This is a genomic window from Flectobacillus sp. BAB-3569, assembly GCF_002270355.1.
In the GTDB taxonomy this organism is placed as follows: Bacteria; Bacteroidota; Bacteroidia; order Cytophagales; family Spirosomataceae; genus Flectobacillus; species Flectobacillus roseus.
On the sequence record NZ_NJFZ01000016.1, the window covers coordinates 103,911 to 124,287 of the forward strand.

At 37.2% G+C, this 20,377-nt stretch carries 9 protein-coding genes; 8 read left to right on the forward strand and 1 reads right to left on the reverse strand.

Features of this window, described 5'->3' with window-relative positions:
- Window positions 1-38 precede the first annotated feature (38 nt).
- The 4 genes from BWI92_RS15845 (at window position 39) to BWI92_RS15865 (ending at window position 10,538) form a co-directional block, all read left to right on the forward strand.
- Window positions 39-3,989, forward strand: a complete 3,951-nt coding sequence (locus tag BWI92_RS15845) for a zinc-dependent metalloprotease (RefSeq protein ID WP_095164234.1) — start codon at window positions 39-41, stop codon at window positions 3,987-3,989.
- A gap of 666 nt (window positions 3,990-4,655) precedes the next feature.
- Entirely contained in the window at window positions 4,656-8,252 is a 3,597-nt protein-coding gene (locus BWI92_RS15855) for an alpha-L-rhamnosidase (RefSeq protein WP_095164236.1), read from the forward strand.
- A gap of 267 nt (window positions 8,253-8,519) precedes the next feature.
- Complete coding sequence (locus BWI92_RS15860) at window positions 8,520-9,854, forward strand: sigma-54 dependent transcriptional regulator (RefSeq protein WP_095164237.1); 1,335 nt, start codon at window positions 8,520-8,522, stop codon at window positions 9,852-9,854.
- Window positions 9,855-10,025: 171 nt separating this feature from the next.
- Window positions 10,026-10,538 carry a methylated-DNA--[protein]-cysteine S-methyltransferase gene (locus tag BWI92_RS15865; RefSeq protein ID WP_095164238.1) on the forward strand — a complete coding sequence of 171 codons (513 nt, stop codon included), beginning with the start codon at window positions 10,026-10,028 and terminating at the stop codon, window positions 10,536-10,538.
- Window positions 10,539-10,585: 47 nt separating this feature from the next.
- Here BWI92_RS15865 and BWI92_RS15870 read toward each other — a convergent pair whose 3' ends face one another.
- Window positions 10,586-12,742, reverse strand: coding sequence for an alpha-galactosidase (locus BWI92_RS15870; RefSeq protein WP_095164239.1), 2,157 nt, complete (start codon window positions 12,740-12,742; stop codon window positions 10,586-10,588).
- Between the two features lie 509 nt (window positions 12,743-13,251).
- Here BWI92_RS15870 and BWI92_RS15875 point away from each other — a divergent pair.
- The 4 genes from BWI92_RS15875 to BWI92_RS15890 all read left to right on the forward strand — a co-directional run bounded on the left by BWI92_RS15875 (window position 13,252) and on the right by BWI92_RS15890 (window position 20,302).
- On the forward strand, window positions 13,252-13,863 hold the full coding sequence (locus tag BWI92_RS15875) for an RNA polymerase sigma factor (protein WP_176464445.1): 612 nt from the start codon (window positions 13,252-13,254) through the stop codon (window positions 13,861-13,863).
- A gap of 108 nt (window positions 13,864-13,971) precedes the next feature.
- On the forward strand, window positions 13,972-15,057 hold the full coding sequence (locus BWI92_RS15880; RefSeq protein ID WP_095164241.1) for a FecR family protein: 1,086 nt from the start codon (window positions 13,972-13,974) through the stop codon (window positions 15,055-15,057).
- Window positions 15,058-15,274: 217 nt separating this feature from the next.
- A complete protein-coding gene (locus tag BWI92_RS15885) occupies window positions 15,275-18,631 on the forward strand; it encodes a TonB-dependent receptor (protein WP_176464446.1) in 3,357 nt (1,118 codons plus the stop codon).
- A gap of 36 nt (window positions 18,632-18,667) precedes the next feature.
- A complete protein-coding gene (locus BWI92_RS15890) occupies window positions 18,668-20,302 on the forward strand; it encodes a RagB/SusD family nutrient uptake outer membrane protein (RefSeq protein WP_095164242.1) in 1,635 nt (544 codons plus the stop codon).
- Window positions 20,303-20,377: the final 75 nt, after the last annotated feature.

The following is a 20,377-nucleotide window of genomic DNA, read 5'->3' on the forward strand; positions in this document are numbered from 1 at the left end:
TTCTCATTTTCTTTGTCTAAACAATTTCAAATTACCCTATGAAAAAAACGTTACTACTCCTAATGGGTTTTATGATGACTTTTCAACTTTGCTTGAGTCAAGTATTAGTAGAACCAAACAAGCCTAGTGTTGCCTGTGGTACAGATGAATCAAAAATATCTGCCGAAAACCTAGCCTTTATCCAAAATGCTCAAAAGTATATTGCTCAAAAAAAAGCCAGTCGTACTGCGGTCAGCCCTGGGCGGGTTGCCCGAATTGCCATAGAGGTTGACTATCCTACTTACCAATCTTACAATGGCGATACCAATCTTATCAAAAAAGAGGCAATCCTACAAATTAGCCAAGTTTCAAAAGTGTATGAAAGAGACATGAATATCAAACTTGTGGTAACGTGTTTTAACTTTTGGACCACTGCTCAGTCTGATCCTTATTTTGATACCTCTGATATTTATGCAATGTTGGGTAGACTCTATAATAATTGGAATCCTTCCAAGGTAAATGGTAAACTTTACAAGCTTAGAAATCAGTATGATAAAGTAATATACTTAACGGCTAAATCTTTCACTGGTGCAGGTGGGGTAGCTTATCTCGGAGGGCGAGAGTCTGTTTGTCCATGGGGACTTAGGAGTTTCAATTTGAGTGCAATTGCTCACGAGTTGGGACATAACTTTGGTTCGCCACATACACAAAGCTGCTCATGGCCAGGTGGTCCATTGGATTATTGCTATGCTACTGAGGGTGCTTGTTATGAGAAATCTTTAGAAATTATTAAAGGTTCTATCATGAGTTACTGCCAAGCTAAAGATGAGTTTCATCCATTATGTCAAGCAGTTATAGAACAGCATGCCACAGCCAACATGCAAGAAATCACAGGAACAGTGCCTTCGGTGCAGTTACCCAGTACTTTTACGGTGAATACAAATCCATTTTTTGTATGGAACGCTTCGCTTATGGCTGATCAATATGTTGTTCAAATAGCATCAGATACTGATTTTAAGCAAATTATAAGTCAAGATACCACCGATGTGAGCTACATACAATTAAGCACACTAAACCCACAAGGTAAATATTATTTGCGAGTAATGGCTAGTAATAAACTTGGGGTTTCTAGTTGGAGTAATGTTTGTACCATCAATATAGGAGAAAATAGTCTTTTACCTCCCAATACCAAGGCCATGCCACTTTATTGGACGACCTTTGATGCTGGGAAACTCAATACCCTAAAAATTACTCCGAGTGTTGGTGCCAAATCTTATGAAGTACAATTTACTTATGTAGATGACCATACATTTTCATACCCATGCTATACTTTCACTTTCACAGGCAGCGAAGGAAATTTCTACATCGGGGCGTTTTATTATAGAATGGGCTGGAGGATACGTGCGATTAATGAAACAATAAAAAGTGATTGGTCTGAAAGAAAAGTAGTTTTTGCTCAAAGCTCCTACCAAAATCCTATTACCACACAGGTAGCCAATCCTTCGATAGCACGAACGATTACCACCGACGAAGCATATACTGGTGGCGAATCAGTTGCCAAACTTTCAATTGTGAAAACGAATAGTCCCAATACTCTAGTTTACCAAAAGAAATATACTCCTACCAGCATTGTTAATTATGGATATATCTACAAAATTCCAGCATTAGAAAACAATCAAACCTACACGGTAACCTACGAATTGTCGAGAGATAGAGAAAATCCTATATATTTTTATCCAAAGGGTGTCCTCAATTCCAGAAGTGTTTCTTTTGTAAATAAAATCAGTAGCGTCGACAGCAACTTAGTCAAATACCAAGGATTTGATAATGAGCAAGCTATGCAGACATACAATACTAGTACCTACATGGCCACAAACCATTTGGCCTACTTGTCGTACGGAGGATTAGTACTAGTTAATACACTCACTGGTCAAAAATTAGCATTGACCAATAGTACAAGCGGTGGTAGTGTTGGTGCTAGAGCCACCCTTATTTATAACGCTAATAATCAAAATCAATCAGCTGTAATCACACAAGTTAGTAAGCGAATATCTTATCAGGGATCCTTTCCTGCTAATGTCTATGCTTTGAATATTTTGGATAACACAACAGGCAATTTGGTAAGTTCAACTATACTTAATACCTCATCTGATTTTTATCCTACCTATTTGGATATCAACAATAATTACCTTCTTGCTAGCTTGAACAATGTCAATGGGCTGGTATTTTATAGAATCTCTGGGAGTAATCTAAATAGAGGCTTCAATATAACGCCAACCTCGGGTGACCAAGGGCGATTAGGTAATATAGTAGGTAGTAAGGATTATATTTGGCAGGCCTATCTTGTTTCGCAGACCAACAAAGCATCCCTGAAACGATTCAGTACCAACGACGGAAGTTCGGTAGAGTTTACAGAATCAACAATGCCCGAACTCGCTGCTCCTTATATCACTACATTTTTAGATAGCAAAAACCGCTTGTGGGCTTCTAATACTAATGGCGTTTTGATGTATGATGGAAATACTTGGAGCTTGAATAAGGCTAAAACAGGAAATATCATTTCTCCTCGACTTTTTGCAGAAAACAGCGCTGGAGATATTTTCGCATGGGATTCAAGCCGAATTCTGAAATATTCAGGAGGAGATTGGAAAGTATTGGCAAATGTAGAAATACAAGAAAGTGGTATAAGAAAAATGTTGATAGATAATAATGGGCTGTTTTGGTTTGCATATGATGGCTATGTGGTGCGTTACAACGCCTGTACAAATACGTTAAGTACTCCTTCATTTAGCACATCAAACAAGGATATAGAATATGGACAACAGGTATCGCTAAAAGCTGAAGGATGTACACAGGTACAGTGGAGCTGGAGCAGTAAAAAAGACGCTGGTTCGAGCCTAACTACTAGTAATCTACTCACGGCAACTCCCATTTCTACCACTACTTATACAGCAAAATGTTATGCTGAAGGATGTGTTGGGACTCCCAATAACACCAATGTGACTGTAATACCTGTATTGCGCTTAGATAGTTTGTCTAAAGCTTGCTACCTTCAACCTATCAAAGTATATGGTCGTATTTTGGGAGATGTCGATGCAGGTACTAGTTTTTCTCAAGTGATACAAGCCAACGGAAAAGACTACACGTTAAAGTCTTCTCAACAAACCAATAGCAACCAAACAGTATGGCAATCTGAAGCTAACTCCCTTGCAACGGGTTCGTTCACGTTGAGAATAGATGCGGGTACGTACAAAATAGTCAATAAAGATACTCTCAGAGGAACAATATATGCTTTGCCAACAATCAAACTCCTAACTGACACGGCTTGCGTTGGCGAAACCCTTGCTTTTAAAGCAACAGGAGCCAAATCTTATGACTATACTTTTAACCAAAAAGTATACGCCAATACTAATGGTACATTGGAAATTCCTAATGCCACTTTTGCCATGAATCAACTTTTGATTAAAGTAAAAGGAATCAATGAAAATGGTTGTGCAAATCAGGATTCGGCTAAGGTACTAATAAATGAACTGCCCAACTTGGTCGCTTCGGCTCAAAGCCCAATTTACCAAGCTCAAACACTTGATTTGAAATCTTCTGGGGCAAATAGTTACACTTGGACTGGTCCCGCTGGATTTACTTCGTCAGTTCAAAACCCAAGTATTTCCTCCGTAGACACCAAGTATTCAGGAACATACACCGTCAAAGGAATTGATAAAAATGGTTGCTCAAATACCGCAAAAGTAACAGTGGAAATTTTACTTCCTTTAGGTATAGATGAAGGTATCAATACATTTGTAAGCGTATACCCGAATCCTTCCAACGATAAAGTTACCGTAAAAGTTGACTATCAAGGCAATACTCAAGTGAGGATTATCGATGCCTTTGGTAACGAGAAATATTCAGGTTCTTTCAAAGGTAGTACAGACATTCCTATCCAACATTTTAGTGCTGGAGTGTATTTTATCCAACTCAATAATACCAACACAATTAAATTATTGGTGCAGTAATAGACTGTTATATTTTGAAAAATCTGAATGATTATCCTTAATATAAATGCCACTTAAGGCTTTACGTCTAAAAAGGTTTCATCCAGAAATAAAGTATCAAAAACATGAGTCATCCCTAATTTTTAGGATTGAGATTATTCTCCAAGTTTTTATCAAAAAAGCGGTCGAAAAATATGTTTTCGACCGCTTTTTTGATGCTACTATGCTAGATATGAATAGCTTAAGACGCAATCATTGCGTCTCTACTGATGGAAAACAAATTTTTACATAATCACTCAACCACTCATTCACTAAATCGCTAAATTCTGGATGACTCATGTTTGATTAACGATTAAAAAATAACTCAAATGGCTCGACTCAGGATAACATATTAGGGTTGTACAAAAGGCCATATACTTGATTCATCGTAATTCTATCTTAACAGTATGCCTTCTTTCTCAATTCTAATATTTTGTGATTTTTCATAGTTAAAACAACATAAAATCAATTTATTGTATCAAAAAGAAAATATAAAAATTTAATCGTAAATTATTGATAAATAGCAAATTAACATATAGTCAAGCATAAATAATATTTTTGACATAGACAGTATATGATAGTTGTACCTTGGAAAACGCTAAATTTGAACTAATTCCATCTTTTTTAGAACATTATCAATACTATCCTATGAAAAAAGGTCTATTGCTACTTTTGCTAGTGAATATGTGGAGCATTCCTGCAATCTGGGCAAATTTTAGCTTACAAAAACTTCAAGTCAATTATCAAACCCAGCCTCTTGGCACTGATTTAGGCACACCGCAGTTTTCATGGCAAATGAAAGCCCTATCCTCCATCAAGGGCTTAGCGCAAGTAGCCTATCAAATTAAAGTAGTTGATGAAAAAAATCAGGAGGTTTGGCAATCTACAAAAGTCAGCTCTGATGTTTCCCATGCTATCCAATACCAAGGGAAACCCTTACAAGCTCGTTCCAGATACACATGGTTTTTGACAGTTTGGGATAATAAGGGCAAAAGTTCAACGGCAAACTCTTGGTTCGAAACTGGCTTAATGAACCCCAAACAAGAAGCTTGGGGCAATGCCAAATGGATAGGCGGTGGCGACGAAGACCTCGTTTTTTATCCTCATGCTCTTTCAGTTTTTAAACTTTCTTATGCCATTCAACTCGATGAAGCCAGTAATAGTACCAAAGCTTCATTTATTTTTGGCGCTAATGACCCGCGCTTAGCCAATCGCTACTTAAACTACATGGCTGTAGAGCGCCAAAAGAATGAGAGCTATGTTGCTATAGAATTGGATATTAGCACGCTAACATCTGAGCCTACCTCCAACGCAAAGCTCAATATCTATCGAGTAGGTTATACAAAAACGGACCAAGAGAATACGCCCATAAAAGTTATTACTATTCCTCAATCGCTTATTAATCAGTCGAATAAATATCAAAAACACCAGATTTTTACCGAATCTATCTTTGGTTTATTTGAGTTTTATTTGGATGGTAACGACGAAACGCATAAACTAAAAGACCCTTCCTTAGAGCCCAATTCTAGATTTGGTCCTAGAGGGCTCAACCTCAATCCCGTTGGTGCGGGCAATGACTATTTGAGTTACCCTATGCTAGCAGATATGGGATTCAAAGTAGCTGATAAGCAAAAAGCATATTTTTCAGATATTACAGTCAAAAACTACCGTTACCCTTCTAATGCTATTTTCAAAGATACAAGCGCTTCCATTTTTTCAGGGATTGGCGTAACAAAAGAAGGACAACGCTATCGTGTCGAAAATACCTTAGCAACCACCAATACTACTCAAAATGCCGAACCAATGCTTCGCACCACATTTGATGTAAGCAATAAAAAAATCCAAAAGGCTCGTTTGTATATTACCGCAAGAGGGATTTATGAGTCGTACCTCAATGGAAAAAGGGTGAGTAACGATTTCTTCAACCCAGGACTGACACAGTACAATAAAAATCATACTTACCAAACTTTTGACATCACGTCATCCATTTCGACAGGAAAAAATGCGCTAGGTGCATGGTTGAGCGAAGGCTGGTGGAGTGGCAATATTACTTACAGTGGAAACCATTGGAATTTCTTTGGTGATAGACAATCTCTTTTAGCTAAAATTATTATCACTTATGTCGATGGTTCAGAACAAGTAGTTGACTCAAATCCAAGCACTTGGAAGCTCAATTCCGACGGCCCAATTAGATACGGCTCATTTTTCCAAGGAGAAGTATATGATGCCACTAAAGAAGCTGATATTCAAGGGTGGACACTGAGTAATTATGATGACAAATCATGGAAAAAAGCCGTAGAAGTACCCCTCGAAGGCAATTCCTATATGGGAACTTTTAGTGATGTTTTTGGTCAAAAATCTACTTTTGATTACAAAGATTTCAAACTAATTGGTCAGATCGGTGAAAATGCAAGCATTGTCAAAACGCTTCAGGCTCAAAGCGTTGAGGAAGTTCGCCCAAAAGTATTTGTTTATGATATGGGACAAAATATGGTAGGCTTTCCGCAAATTCAAATCAAGAATGGTCAAAAAGGACAAGTCATCACCATGCGTTATGCCGAAATAAAATATCCCAATTTGGATACCTACAAAGGTAATGAGGGTATGATTATGATGGAAAATATCCGTGCGGCGCTCACCACCGACCAATATATCTTGAAAGGCGGAGATGAAGTAATTCAACCAAGATTCACTTTTCATGGATATCGTTATTTAGAAATCACAGGAATACCACAAGCTATTCCTGTTGGTGATATTAAAGGATTGGTTATCAGCTCAGTAAATGAATTATCGTCAAGTTATGAAACCTCAGATCCATTAGTCAATAAACTTTGGCAAAACATTACTTGGTCTTTGCGCAGCAACTTCCTTTCTATTCCAACAGATACACCTGCTCGTAACGAGCGTATGGGCTGGAGCGGTGATATTTCGGTATTTTCTAAAACAGCAACTTATTTGACCGATGCCAATTCATTCTTGAGACGACACCTTTTGGCCATGCGTGATGTACAAGATGACAATGGACGTTTTACTGATGTTGCTCCACTTGGAGGTGGTTTTGGAGGTACACTTTGGGGTAGTGCTGGGATCGTTGTTGCATGGGAAACGTATCGTCAATATGGTGATATTCAGTTGTTAGGAGAACATTTTAATGCCATGAAAAAGTATATCAACTTTTTGGAATCAAAAATTGATAAAAACACAGGTATCCTCAACGAAGGTCCTTTGGGCGACTGGCTTAGCCCAGAAGGAAACAAAAATGATAATACTCTTTTCTGGATGGCGTACTTCTCATATGATTTGAATATTATGAGTCAAATGGCTTCTATTTTAGGTAAAACAGACGAAGCAATAGCCTTGAAAAAACGTAGCGAGGAAATCAAAAAAGCATTCAACGACATTTATATCGACAAAAATTCTCACCGTACAGTAAGATCTGGTTTGAAAACAGGATTTTGGGGTGCACCAAACGAAAAAGAAGGAACAGGTAAAACGGACAAAGGAGTCATAGTTGACACTCAAGCTTCGTATGCTATCCCATTGGCATTGGATGTTTTTGATGAAGCGAATAAACCTTTTGCTATCAAATATCTGAATGAAGCCGTTTCGAGAACCAACAAAGATGATAGCGGCATCGAACGTCCAAACTACTCCTTGATGACAGGGTTTATTGGTACAGCTTCTATCAGCGAAGCCCTTTCTGTAAATGGAAATCATGATTTGGCTTACAAGCTTTTAACCAATAAACAGTATCCTTCTTGGTTGTATTCGGTAGTTAATGGTGCTACTTCGATTTGGGAACGTCTCAATTCTTATACCGTCGAAAATGGTTTTGGAGGCAACAATAGCATGAACTCCTTCAACCACTATTCGTTTGGTGCCGTAGCTGCTTGGATGTACAATTATTCATTGGGCATTCAAAGACATCCAGAAAAGGCTGGTTTTAAGGAATTTATCCTAATGCCAACACCTGATCCAAATGGTCAAATTACTGAAGCTAAAGGTCATTATGATTCCATGTATGGTCGCATCTATAGCGCTTGGAAAAGCCAACAAAATACTTGGACTCACAGCGCTACTGTACCAGCCAACTCAACAGCGACGCTCTATTTACCTGCCAAATCAGTGGCTCAAATTTCAGAAAATGGCAAATCTTTGAGTACGTGGAAAGGAGTTAAATCAGAAAAAGGATTTATCATAATTCCATTAGAATCTGGCAGTTATAATTTTGAAATAAAGAAGTAAAAGCGAGCAAATGAATGATTATTTTTTTAATCAATCAGTAGAGACGCAGTGCTTTGCGTCTTGAGCCGAATCAGTCATAGTATAGGAATATCAAAAGAGCGGTCGAAAATTGTTTTTCGACCGCTCTTTTGATATTAGTTGAAGAATAAACCTAATTCCGAAATCAAAAATCAACACTCCGACCTAAACAACATCTCCGTATGCTCAAAGATACACCCTAAGGATAATTCTATTTACTTTGTAGCATAAGTCAACAAAAGAAAATTTATGGAATCAAAAGGTGTAGTATTGATTATTGATGATGAAAAGCAATTACGCGGACTACTCAAGCGTATTGTGGAGTTGGAAGATTACACCGTTTTCGAAGCAGGTGATCTCAAATCTGCTTGGCAAATGCTTGAGCGTCAGCCTATACAAGTGGTTATGTCCGACGTAAAACTACCCGATGGTAATGGTGTAGACTTTACAGCAAAACTAAAATCTCAGTATCCTCATCTCGAAATTATCGTAATGACCGCCTATGGTACCATTCAAGACGGCGTAAAGGCCATGAAAAATGGCGCTTTTGATTATTTGGTAAAAGGAGATGATAATGAAAAAATGATTCCTATGCTTGATTTGGCTATGCAAAAAGCCAAACAGACCAATCGCTCAGAAGCATCATTAACGGGCTTTGATAAAGTAATTGGTAAAACTTCTATCATAGAAAATGCGGTAAATATGGCAAAACGGGTGGCACAAACCAGCACAACCGTTTTATTGACTGGCGAAACAGGCACAGGAAAAGAGGTTTTTTCCCAAGCTATTCATGAAGCATCTGCCAGACATAGCGAAGGTTTTGTGGCCATCAACTGCGCTGCTTTTTCGAGAGAAATCCTTGAATCTGAATTATTTGGACATAAAGCTGGTGCATTTACTGGAGCCTTAAAAGACAAAAAAGGTTTATTTGAAGTAGCACACAAAGGCACGATTTTTCTGGATGAAATAGGCGAAATGTCGCTCGACCTACAAGCGAAACTTTTAAGGGTCTTAGAATCAGGCACATTCTTGCGCGTGGGCGATACCAAAGAGGTTAAAGTAGATGTTCGGGTGATTTCGGCCACCAATCGAGATTTAGAAAAAGAATCCCAGACAGGGCATTTCCGTCTGGATTTGTACTATCGCCTTTCCGTGTTTCAAATTTCACTACCTGCCTTGAGAGAACGTAAAACGGATATTACGCTTTTGAGCAAACATTTTATCAAAGATTTAAGTAAAAAATATGGTTTTCAACAAGTTACGATGACACCTGAGTTTCAACAAATACTTGAAAACTATACTTGGCCAGGTAATATTCGTGAATTGAAAAACGTCATCGAACGTGCTCTTATTCTACAAAATAACGGTCAACTCCAGAAAGACTGTCTACCTCCCAATCTTATCCACCACACGCAAGCCGATGCACCAAGTGGATTGGATTTACAATCTGTTGAAAAATTTCATATCGAAAAAGTACTACAACATACCAAAGGCAATAAGACTGAAACTGCTCGACTGCTCAATATTGGTCTGACGACACTTTATCGTAAAATGGAAGAATACGGAATCGCACTTAAGCTCTGAGTATTCGTACTGAATAAGATTTATCGTTAAGCTTCCGACAATCAGCGATTTAACGTAAGCTAAAAGTGTTGTTAATAAAATCATGAATATATTTTTGACTAATGCCATCGGCTTATTACCTAAAGCGTATTCATGCCATTTTATTCAATCTATTTGAAGTAAAAATATTCTATGAAAGAATACAAACAGTTGGTTTTTAAAGATATACCATCACCCGTGGGTGAAATTAAGTTAATAGCAACAGACCTTGGACTTGCCGCAATATTATGGGAAGGTGAAGATTACCAACGAACGAAACTGCCTGTTCCTGAAAGAGATGATTCGAACCCAATTCTTTTGCAAACGGCTTCACAACTGGCAGAATACTTTGAGAAAAAAAGAACGGCATTTGATATACCGTTAGATTATCATGGAACAGATTTTCAGATGAGCGTGTGGAATGCCTTACTTAAAATCCCTTATGGCGCTACAAAAACCTATGGCGACATAGCCCGTATGCTTGGTGACATAAAAACGGTAAGAGCGGTTGGTGGAGCACTCAATAAGAATCCAATTTCGATTATTGTTCCTTGTCATAGAGTAGTAGGAACATCTGGCAAGCTGGTGGGTTTTGCAGGAGGATTGAGAAATAAATCTTTGTTACTTGATTTAGAAAGTAGCTTAAGAACGCCAACTCTTTTTTAAGACTATTGAGTCAAACTTTATCATAAGGATTTAAGCGACGCTACAGGTTATTCTATTACTAACCAAGTGTAGCCTTCTGCTGGTATTTTCACTTTTACCTGAATTTCATGATTTTGGTTCAACAGATATACCTTTGAAGCACCTTCTTTTTCTCTGACTTTTGCTTCTTTGGTCAAGCCTGAATAGTACAAAGGAAGCGTAATGGTTCGCTCAATAGCTTCTTTATTAGGATTATACAACATGGCTAGCCCTTTTTGTGGGAGGGTACTCGATACATGCAATAGCCCATCCCAGTCTCTTCCATCGGCACGACGAAGCTGAATCATGTCAGCATTCAGAATATCACGATATTTTTTGTACCAACTAATTGTTTTCTGAACTACGGCTTTGGTTGCATCTGTATCATACAAACGTGGACCTCGGTAACAGGCTTGTACTCCAGCACCATAATAAATCATCATCAATTGCTCGTAATCGCTAAGGTGCTCATTGAGAGGCTCTAAGATAGCACTTTCATCACCACCTTGGTATTTTGTTAATGGTACAAATCCCCAACTCATAGCACTTGTTTTTTCGATTGTTCCATCATGAATATTTTGTCGGTTGAGGATTCGCTGTTGTTCTCTACTTAACGAGAAATTGACCTCACGATATCCTAAGGCTATTTTATGAGTTCCATCCAAAAAATACCAATCTGGCGCATTGATATATACGCCTCTTTCATTCAACCAGCGATAAAGCTCTTTTTGAATATTCATCTGTTTCCATTGCGAATCAGCCAATCCCTCATGGCCGGGGTGCTGAGTAGAAGCACAAACATCGCCAGGATAAGGACCATCATTTTCCCAAATATCAAAATGAGTCACTTCAAAAAAGTGCTTGATTTTATCTCGATACTTAAGTCCCCATTTACTACCAAAACAAGGAGCATTACCAAAAAATGCGTGCCCAGTTTTTCCCGTAACTGGGTCAACAACATCATTTTCGTCATCGATACGTCGGCTACTAAATAGAGAATACCCTCCTAGCAGAATTCCTTTGCTATGCGCATAATCTGCGAGTTTTTTCCAACGAGTCAAATTCGTTTCACTAACGTCTTCCATATTGAGGTGACTTCCAAAACTCAATATCAAGGCTTCGTAGCCTGTTGCGGCACACTGATTTATACAGTTAATGACTTGTTCATCATTTTGACTAACCAAGTGCATAAAAATCGGATTTTGTGTAGTCCAAGGAGCAATAGTCCTATACATTTTACGAATCATCATGCCCCTACGCTGACGATCGTAGGAGTCCATTAAGAGCTCATGCGTGCGCACAGATTTGAAACTTTCTCCTTGAGTAAGTTTGATATGGGATACTTTTTCAGGATATACCTCAAACAAACAGGGGGTTTCATAATTATAATTTACTTGAGAAGTATAGGTCGAATCAATCAGCCAATGGGTGGTTTGATCGCTAATGTCATAGCGCATGGCATTATTAAAAGCATAATTAGTTTCGAAATATATGCCATGTTGCTTTTTCATCTGTGTGGGACTTCCAACAACAGCACTTTCTTCCTCTACAAGACCCAATATTTCATTGACTACTCTATCAACATACATCGTTTTAGCACTTTGATTCTCTACCTCTACCCATTTGATAATCAGTGGAATATCATCATATATCTCATAGTTGACTTGTACTTTAATACCTTGTAAATCTTGATTTTGAGGTACAAAACTCAGTTTTAATCTTTTACCTTCGAGGCGCTTTGTTTTAGGTAACCAAGTAGTGGCTTTCCAATTGACAAAGGGTTCTACAGGCTTGATTTCAAAAGATTGATACACAAAATCTGAACTACCTTTTCTCAAATTCTTCAACCATTCTTTCTTCAGGTAGGCATTTTCTTTTTGTCCTTGTAAACCCCCTACTTGATATACTCTACCGTTGATTGTCACACGAGCTTCGGGTTTGACAGACCGAATCAGTTGTTGCTGAGTACTATGATTAAAATAATCATAACAAGCCAAGTTTTCGCCGAGAAAAAAACTCCGACGAACCAGTCCATTATCCAATACTATTTCAGAATCAGTAATGTTGACTTGGGATTTTTGGGAGATGGGACTGACAAGCCAGTCTTGGGCTAGTTTTTGATTTTGAGCCAATAACGAAATTGTTACTTTCATAAAGAAAGCAACAAGTAAAAAAGTTTTTTTCATGAATTAAATAAATTTCAGGTTTGAAAATTGGGCTAAAAAGGAGTAAAACAAAGCATTAGCTCCCTCCTTTTACCGTTTAGAAAAGACGAACTCTAGAAAAAATACCCTTTGCTGGTAGTCTATTTACAACGTAAAATGTGCTTCTATCCTATCATCATTGTTGAAGTATGTTTTAATTTTATAAGTCACTGACAATTAAGTTAGTGGACAAAAAAATTCAACTATTGGGCTTTAGAAAAAAGCATTCTAACACTCTTTGCCTAGTGCCTAAAGCACACAACTTAAATTTATAATGTAAGTAATTGATAATTAAAATTTTACATTCACAATTCACAACTCATAATTCAGCACTAATACTTAGTTTGGTATTATTTTGCTAAAAATTAATATTTATAATAGTATATATTTGTAATATTTTACTTAAGTAATTGTGTCATAAGTACACGTTGAGTTGTAGATGATGAATAGCTGTGTTGGATTCATTTATAAATTTTATTAACTATTATATTTTGGCTTTTAATTCCTTGCATAACAGTGATTTAGAGATTTGGCAATCCTTTAAAAAAGGAGATAAGATTGCTTTTGCCAAAATCTATCAGTTACACGCTAAGTCATTATTGAATTATGGCGTAACGCTTCGAATCTCTTCAAACTTATCAGTTATAGAAGACTGTCTTCAAGATTTATTTCTAGAACTATGGCAGAGCAGGGAAAACCTTGCTGATACCGATTCTATTAAGTTTTACTTATTCCGTGCGCTGAAAAACAAGTTGATGCGAACAGTCAAATACGACTTTTCTAAAAGTACTGACGAAATTGATGAAACTCTAGGAGGAGATCTTTTTGAGGCTTCTATTGAAAGAATTCTGATTGAAGAAGAAAGTCAAAAAGAACGCTTAGAGCGCCTTAAAGTAGCCTTCGATGGCCTATCACAACGCCAGCGTGAAGTCATCAACTTGAAATATTATCACCAATTCTCAAATGCCCAGATTGCCGAAATTATGGAGCTAAATTATGCTTCTGTGGGTAACCTCATCCAAAAAGCTTTGTTCTCTTTACGTCAATCAATACATATTTCCATCCATTTATTCCTACTTATTTTCTCTTCATTTATTAGATAAATCACTGATTTATTATCACTTAACTGTTTAGATACAGTTTATGTATAAATTTTTTTTCAAAAAATAGGATATATTTCTGTTATCCTTGTCATTCTATAATTGACAGCTATGAACTATTCTCATTACAACACCATCGATTTTGTAAAAGACGATTTTTTTTGTCGTTGGGTGCAAAATCCAGATAAACATACCAATACCTTCTGGCAAGATTTTATGCAAAATCATCCAGAAAAAAGAACAGTGATTTTAGAAGCAAAATCACTGGTAAAAACGCTTGGTATCATGCAAACTACACCTATTGATGAAGATGCGTCCCTTGAAAAAATATGGAGTGGTGTCGAATTAGAAATACAACTCTCCGAGAAACCGAGTTACTGGTATAGGTTTCAATGGCAACTAGCCGCATCGGTATTATTACTGATTGGACTTGGATATTGGATCAACCATTATCAGCGCGAAGATAGAAATTATGAGATTCCTCAACTGGCGAATTACAACAAGGAAATCGAGTTTGTTGAAAGTCAAAATACTTCCAATCGGCCTTTGAGTATTACAGTGAGTGACGGATCGGAAATAGTTCTCCAAAAAAATACTCGTATTAAATATCCTAAAGTATTCGAAAAGAATAAAAGGGAGGTCTATTTAGTTGGAGAAGCATTCTTTAAGGTAAAAAGAAACCCACAAAAACCATTTATTATTTATACCAAAAAGTTAATTACACAGGTATTGGGGACAAGTTTTACGATTAAAGCCAACCCTAATATTGAGGAAGAAAGGGTTATTGTAAAAACAGGTAAAGTATCGGTGCTCGCACAAAAACAAGCAAGTGATCGCAACCATACCAATCCCAATACAATCATTGTTACGCCGAATCAAGAGGTGGTTTATGAATTATCCAAAGCCAAGTTAGTAAAGAAGATTGTAGAATTGCCTCAAATACTTGCTGATTCTTCTGATAATCAGACATTTATTTATCGTAATGCTTCTTTAGCAAGTGTATTTTCAGATTTAGAAAAGGCTTATGGAATCAAAATCGTGTATGATTCGAAACTCTATGAAGATTGTACCATTAATGGTAATCTCTCTGACGAGACGATGTTTGATAAATTAAATAGTATTTCTAAAATCACAGGAATAAGTTACCAAGTAATTGACGCTCAAATTATTATATCAGGAAAAGGATGTAATTATTGAAAACTAACAAATGTATTTTTAAACACTATAAAAACCTACTAATAACTATGATCCAAAAAAGTTTCTAATTCTTCCTAAAAAAGAAAAGTCGGCAAATGTTCGCACCATTTACCGACTCCATGTGATTCCCGTTTAAGCAACTTGAGGCACTTCTTACTAGGAAGTGCATGGGAATATTTTTGTCAATTTTTCGAGAAAAACAAAAACATTACAATTTATGAAAAAAAATCTATTAACGTTAGCAACGTTACTATCCATTATGAAAATTTCAGCTGGACAGATATTTATTGCGATTATTTTCACAACACTGTCGTACGCTAGAGATGCTAGCGGACAAGATATGTTACAGAAAAAGGTAACCCTTCATATTCAAGAAAAGGGATTAATTGAAGTGCTTTCTGAATTTGAAAATACTGCAAAAGTAAACTTTTTCTATAGCCCCAATAGCATAGGCGCCAAGCGAAAAATAAGTGTTAATGTCAAAAATAAGGAATTAAAAGAGGTGTTACATGAAATATTCACACCACTAGGTATTGGCTATGAAATTCAAGGAAATCGAATTTTGCTAAAAAAGTCCAATTCTCTTTCCTTAAAAAACGACGAAAATGTAGAATCCCAAGCTGAATATCTGGAACAAGCCGTTTCTGGTACTATAGCAGACGAAAACGGCGTTCCTTTGGTCGGAGTAAATATTAGTATTAAAGGAACGACAAAAGGTGCAGTAACCAATGATAAAGGGCAATTCAACATCAATGTCCCAAATGGATCAAGCATTTTGGTGTTTTCTTATATTGGATATAAAAAACAAGAAATCCAAGTAGGTAAATCAACTGAACTAAATATAAAGCTGGTAGCAGAACAACAAAGTTTGGATGAAGTTGTGGTTGTGGGCTATGGCACTCAAAAGAAAATCAATTTAACTGGTTCTGTTTCAAGTATTTCTGCTAAAGAAATTGCAGATAGACCTATTACACAATCTTCTCAAGCATTAGCAGGTCTCATGACGGGTGTTTCGGTATCGCAAGGTTCAGGACAGCCTGGTAATAACGGTGCAAGTATTACGATTCGTGGTATAGGTTCTTATGGTGCTGGTGGTGGTGCGTTGATTCTCGTTGATGGATTAGCAACTTCTATTAATGATGTTGACCCGAATAACATCAAAAGTATTTCGGTATTGAAAGATGCAGCTTCAGCGGCGATGTATGGTAGCCGAGCTGCCAATGGCGTAATCCTCATCGAAACCAAAAGAGGCGAATCTGGCAAAATGAAAATTAGCTATAATAGCTATGCTGGATGGCAAAATGCTACTCAACTACCTGATTTTGTGGAATCTGCTGAATATGCCAAGCTAAGAAATGAAGCAAATATCAACGCAGGCGCAGGTATTTCTTATACAGATGCTGACATTGAGAAATTCAGAAACGGCTCAGACCCTGATAATTATCCCAACGTACCTCACCTTAAAAACCTTTTAACTTCTGGTGATGGTTTTCAGAGTAACCATAACCTAAGTTTTATGGGAGGAAATGATAAAACAAAGTATCTATTTTCTATTGGGTATTTGCAACAAAATGGTATCGTGGCTAAAAATGGCTATTCGAAATATAATATACTTTTGAATACGGACACTAAAATTAAGGATAACCTTACGCTAAAAGTGAACTTGACAGGATATACTTCAGAAAACCATTCTCCACGTCAATATGATGGCGGTATGAACAGCATGATCAACTTTGCGGTAAGACAAGGCCCTATTTTTGCAGGTAAAAAATCTGATGGAACTTATGGTTACCAAGACAATTACAGCCCAGAAGCATGGATGGCAAGTGAGTCTTTTTACAAAGGAACAAACAAATACTTTTTGGGAAGTAGTGAAATAGCTTGGGAGGTCATCAAAGGATTAACCTTGAGTGGTAAAGTTGGATATAATTTCTGGAGTTACTACAACAAAGATTATGCTTCAGATTTTGTGTTTAATGCAAACAAGACGGTTGGCCCTAACAATTTAACAGTATCGTCTGGACAAGGCCAGCAATTAACCATGCAGTCGTTAGCTACCTACACTAAACAAATAGACCAGCACTCGTTTACGATACTCGGTGGTGTTTCTCAAGAGCAATATGATGATTGGGGAATGTCAGCTTTTCGTAAAGATTTTCCGACTAATACCCTTTTCGAAATCAATGGTGGTTCTGCCACAGGTATGAGTAACTCAGGTTCTGCGTCGGCATGGTCAATGCGTTCATTTTTCAGTAGAGTCAATTACTCTTACAACGGTAGATATTTGTTTGAAGCCAATATGCGTTCGGATGCTACCTCTCGCTTCCCTGCAAAAGGTAGATGGGGTTATTTCCCTTCATTCTCAGCAGGATGGATTCTTTCAGAAGAAGATTTCTTGAAAAATATTTCTTGGGTAAACAGCCTAAAATTAAGAGCAAGCTGGGGGAAATTGGGTAACCAAAATGTTGGTACATACCCTTATCAGAATATTGTTTCATTGGGACAAAACTATTCTCTAGGTGGTGTTTTAGTGTCTGGTGCAGCCACTACAAGACTTAGCAACGCTGATGTTACTTGGGAAACTACTACGACGACCGATATTGGTTTAGATGCAAGCTTGTGGAAAGGAAAGTTAGATTTTACTTTGGGTGTTTTCAAAAAACAAACTTCTGGTGTGCTTTATAGCGTAGCAAGCTCTGCTACTTTGGGTCTTAGTACTTCTCCTGTAAACATTGGAGGCGTAGAAAATACGGGCTTTGAAGCAAGCTTAAACTATCATGCAAACATTGGAAAGGTTAAAATCGGAGTTTCTCCAAACTTTACAGTGGTCAACAACAAGGTAACTGAACTCGCCAATGGACTTCAACAAAATATCGGGGCTAATTTATTTGTAGGACAGTCATTAGGCGTTACGTATGGTTATGTTGCAGATGGTTTGTTTAAAGATGCCGATGATGTTGCTAAGTACCCTCAACAACCTTATTCTGCACAACCTGGCTTGATAAGATATAAAGATATTAGTGGTCCTAATGGAGTGCCAGATGGTAAAGTAGATGCCACTTATGATAGAACATTTATCGGAAATACTGTTCCTAAATACAATTTTGGTTTAACACTTACTGCAAACTACAAAGGATTCGATTTCTTAATGTTAGTGCAAGGACTTGCAGGATGGCAAAAACAAATGAATAACTATCAAGCATTTGCCTTCTTCAACGGAGGACAAATCCAAAGATGGCAAGTAGAAAACCGTTGGACAACTGAGAACCCAAATCCAAATGCACTTTATCCAAAATTAACAAGTCTTAACGAAGGAAGTGGGATTGTTCAAACATCAACATTCTGGAATAGAGATGCCAGTTTTGCAAGATTAAAAAGCTTACAAGTTGGCTATACATTTAGTAATAAGTTGATGGAGAAAATGAAGATTGACAGGCTTAGAGTATACTTTAGTGGACAAAATCTCCTTTCAATCAATTCATATTATCAAGGATGGGACCCAGAAATGGCACAAAATAATGGATTTTATCCCCTTACAAGTGTTTATACTTTTGGTGTAAATGTATCATTCTAAATTATAAGGACATATTTTACTAAACGATTGAGAGACATGAAATTCAAAAATATATATTCAAAACTACCATCTTTCAAAATAGGCTTACTATTTGCGTTATACTTCTCTTTGGTAGCTTGTAAAAGTGATTATTTTGACAAACAACCACTCGACTCTATTTCAGATGGTACTTTCTGGAAAACAGAAAAAGACGCAAATCTTGCCTTGATTGGATGTTATAATATCGGAGCAGGCTGGTCTGGCGAGGATTTCTGGAATGCTAGAGCGGTATTTTATCTTGATTTGATGGCAGGACTAGGTTCAGAGAAAGAGTTAATCCCTGACCGTGTTACCGACGGTTCGTTAAACTCTTCTTACTGGGTGACCAATAGCTATTGGAGCAATACTTACAATAAAATTGCCAAATGCAATAACTTCCTAGACCATATTGATGCTATTCAGATGGATCAAACGAAGAAGAATATCTTAAAATCTGAAATTCGTACTCTAAGGGCTTATTGTTTGTTCAACCTTGCTCTATACTTTGGGGATGTGCCTTTGCCTAAAAAGCTATTAACCTTAGATGAGGCAAACTCTATTACGAGAACGCCTAAGGCAGAGGTTTGGACTTTTGTAGAAAACGAACTAAAAGAGAGTGCTACCTTATTACCTACCACTCGCCCAAGTAGTGAAATGGGACGTATTACAGCAGGAGCAGCTTTGGCTATTTTAGGTAGAGTACAAATGGCAGAGAAAAAATGGAGTGATGCCGCTGCAACCTACAAGAAAATCATAGATAGTGGTGCTTATTCAATCGAGCAAGGAGGTTTTAAAAAGTTATTTATTCAAACAGGAGAAAATAGCAATGAAATCATTCTTGCCTCACAATATCATGAGGATACTTACGGTCACGTGTTTTTGCAATATCTTTATCCAGAAACTTATGGAGGATGGCACCAGTTTTCGCCTTACAACGAGTTGGTGCAGTCGTATGAGTGTATAGATGGAAAAACGGTAGAAGAATCTCCATTATATAACTCAAATAACCCTTACAATAATCGTGATCCAAGACTAGATCAAACAATCATGATTTCTGATCGTGCGGTATTTAAAGGAGTAAAATACATCTCAAGACCTGAAAGTAATTCATCGGATAGAATGAATCGATACAATTGGAGTGGCTACTGTGTCAATAAGTTCATGGATTCAACCTTTGCTGGAAACCTCATGAATTATGGTGGAAACTTCACTTTGATTCGCTATGCTGAAGTACTTCTAAGCTATCTTGAGGCAAAAGTAGAAGCTGGAGATGCTATCAATCAGGCCTTATTGGATGAAACTATCAATAAAGTAAGAGGTAGAGCTTCGGTTAATATGCCTCCTGTGAAAGTAACAGATGCTGCTTCGTTGAGAACAATCTTTAGAAGAGAACGCAAAGTAGAGTTAGCTTTTGAAGGAATACATTATTATGATATTCTGAGATGGGGCACTGCCGCAACCGAACTGAACAGACAGTTTACAGGTATGAAACTCACCAATTCGCCAGCTACTTACAAAGATTTCCCTGTGGATAATCAAGGTTTCTTACTTTATCAAAAAAGAGCTTTTGTCGCAGGAAGAAATGAATTGTGGCCAATTCCTCAGTCGGAAAGAGATATTAATAAAAACCTTACACAGAATCCTGGCTATTAATATCATTCATTAAAATCATATCCCTGAAATGCCTTAGCGAATGAGAACCTGTTTTTCATTCGCTAAGTTTTTTTA

Excerpts from the sequence above, each read along its gene's own strand:
- BWI92_RS15885 (WP_176464446.1), top strand. The coding sequence starts at position 15,275 with ATGAAAAAAAATCTATTAACGTTAGCAACGTTACTATCCATTATGAAA.
- BWI92_RS15880 (WP_095164241.1), top strand. The coding sequence starts at position 13,972 with ATGAACTATTCTCATTACAACACCATCGATTTTGTAAAAGACGATTTT.
- BWI92_RS15865 (WP_095164238.1), top strand. The coding sequence starts at position 10,026 with ATGAAAGAATACAAACAGTTGGTTTTTAAAGATATACCATCACCCGTG.
- BWI92_RS15855 (WP_095164236.1), top strand. The coding sequence starts at position 4,656 with ATGAAAAAAGGTCTATTGCTACTTTTGCTAGTGAATATGTGGAGCATT.
- BWI92_RS15870 (WP_095164239.1), bottom strand. The coding sequence starts at position 12,742 with ATGAAAAAAACTTTTTTACTTGTTGCTTTCTTTATGAAAGTAACAATT.
- BWI92_RS15860 (WP_095164237.1), top strand. The coding sequence starts at position 8,520 with ATGGAATCAAAAGGTGTAGTATTGATTATTGATGATGAAAAGCAATTA.
- BWI92_RS15890 (WP_095164242.1), top strand. The coding sequence starts at position 18,668 with ATGAAATTCAAAAATATATATTCAAAACTACCATCTTTCAAAATAGGC.
- BWI92_RS15845 (WP_095164234.1), top strand. The coding sequence starts at position 39 with ATGAAAAAAACGTTACTACTCCTAATGGGTTTTATGATGACTTTTCAA.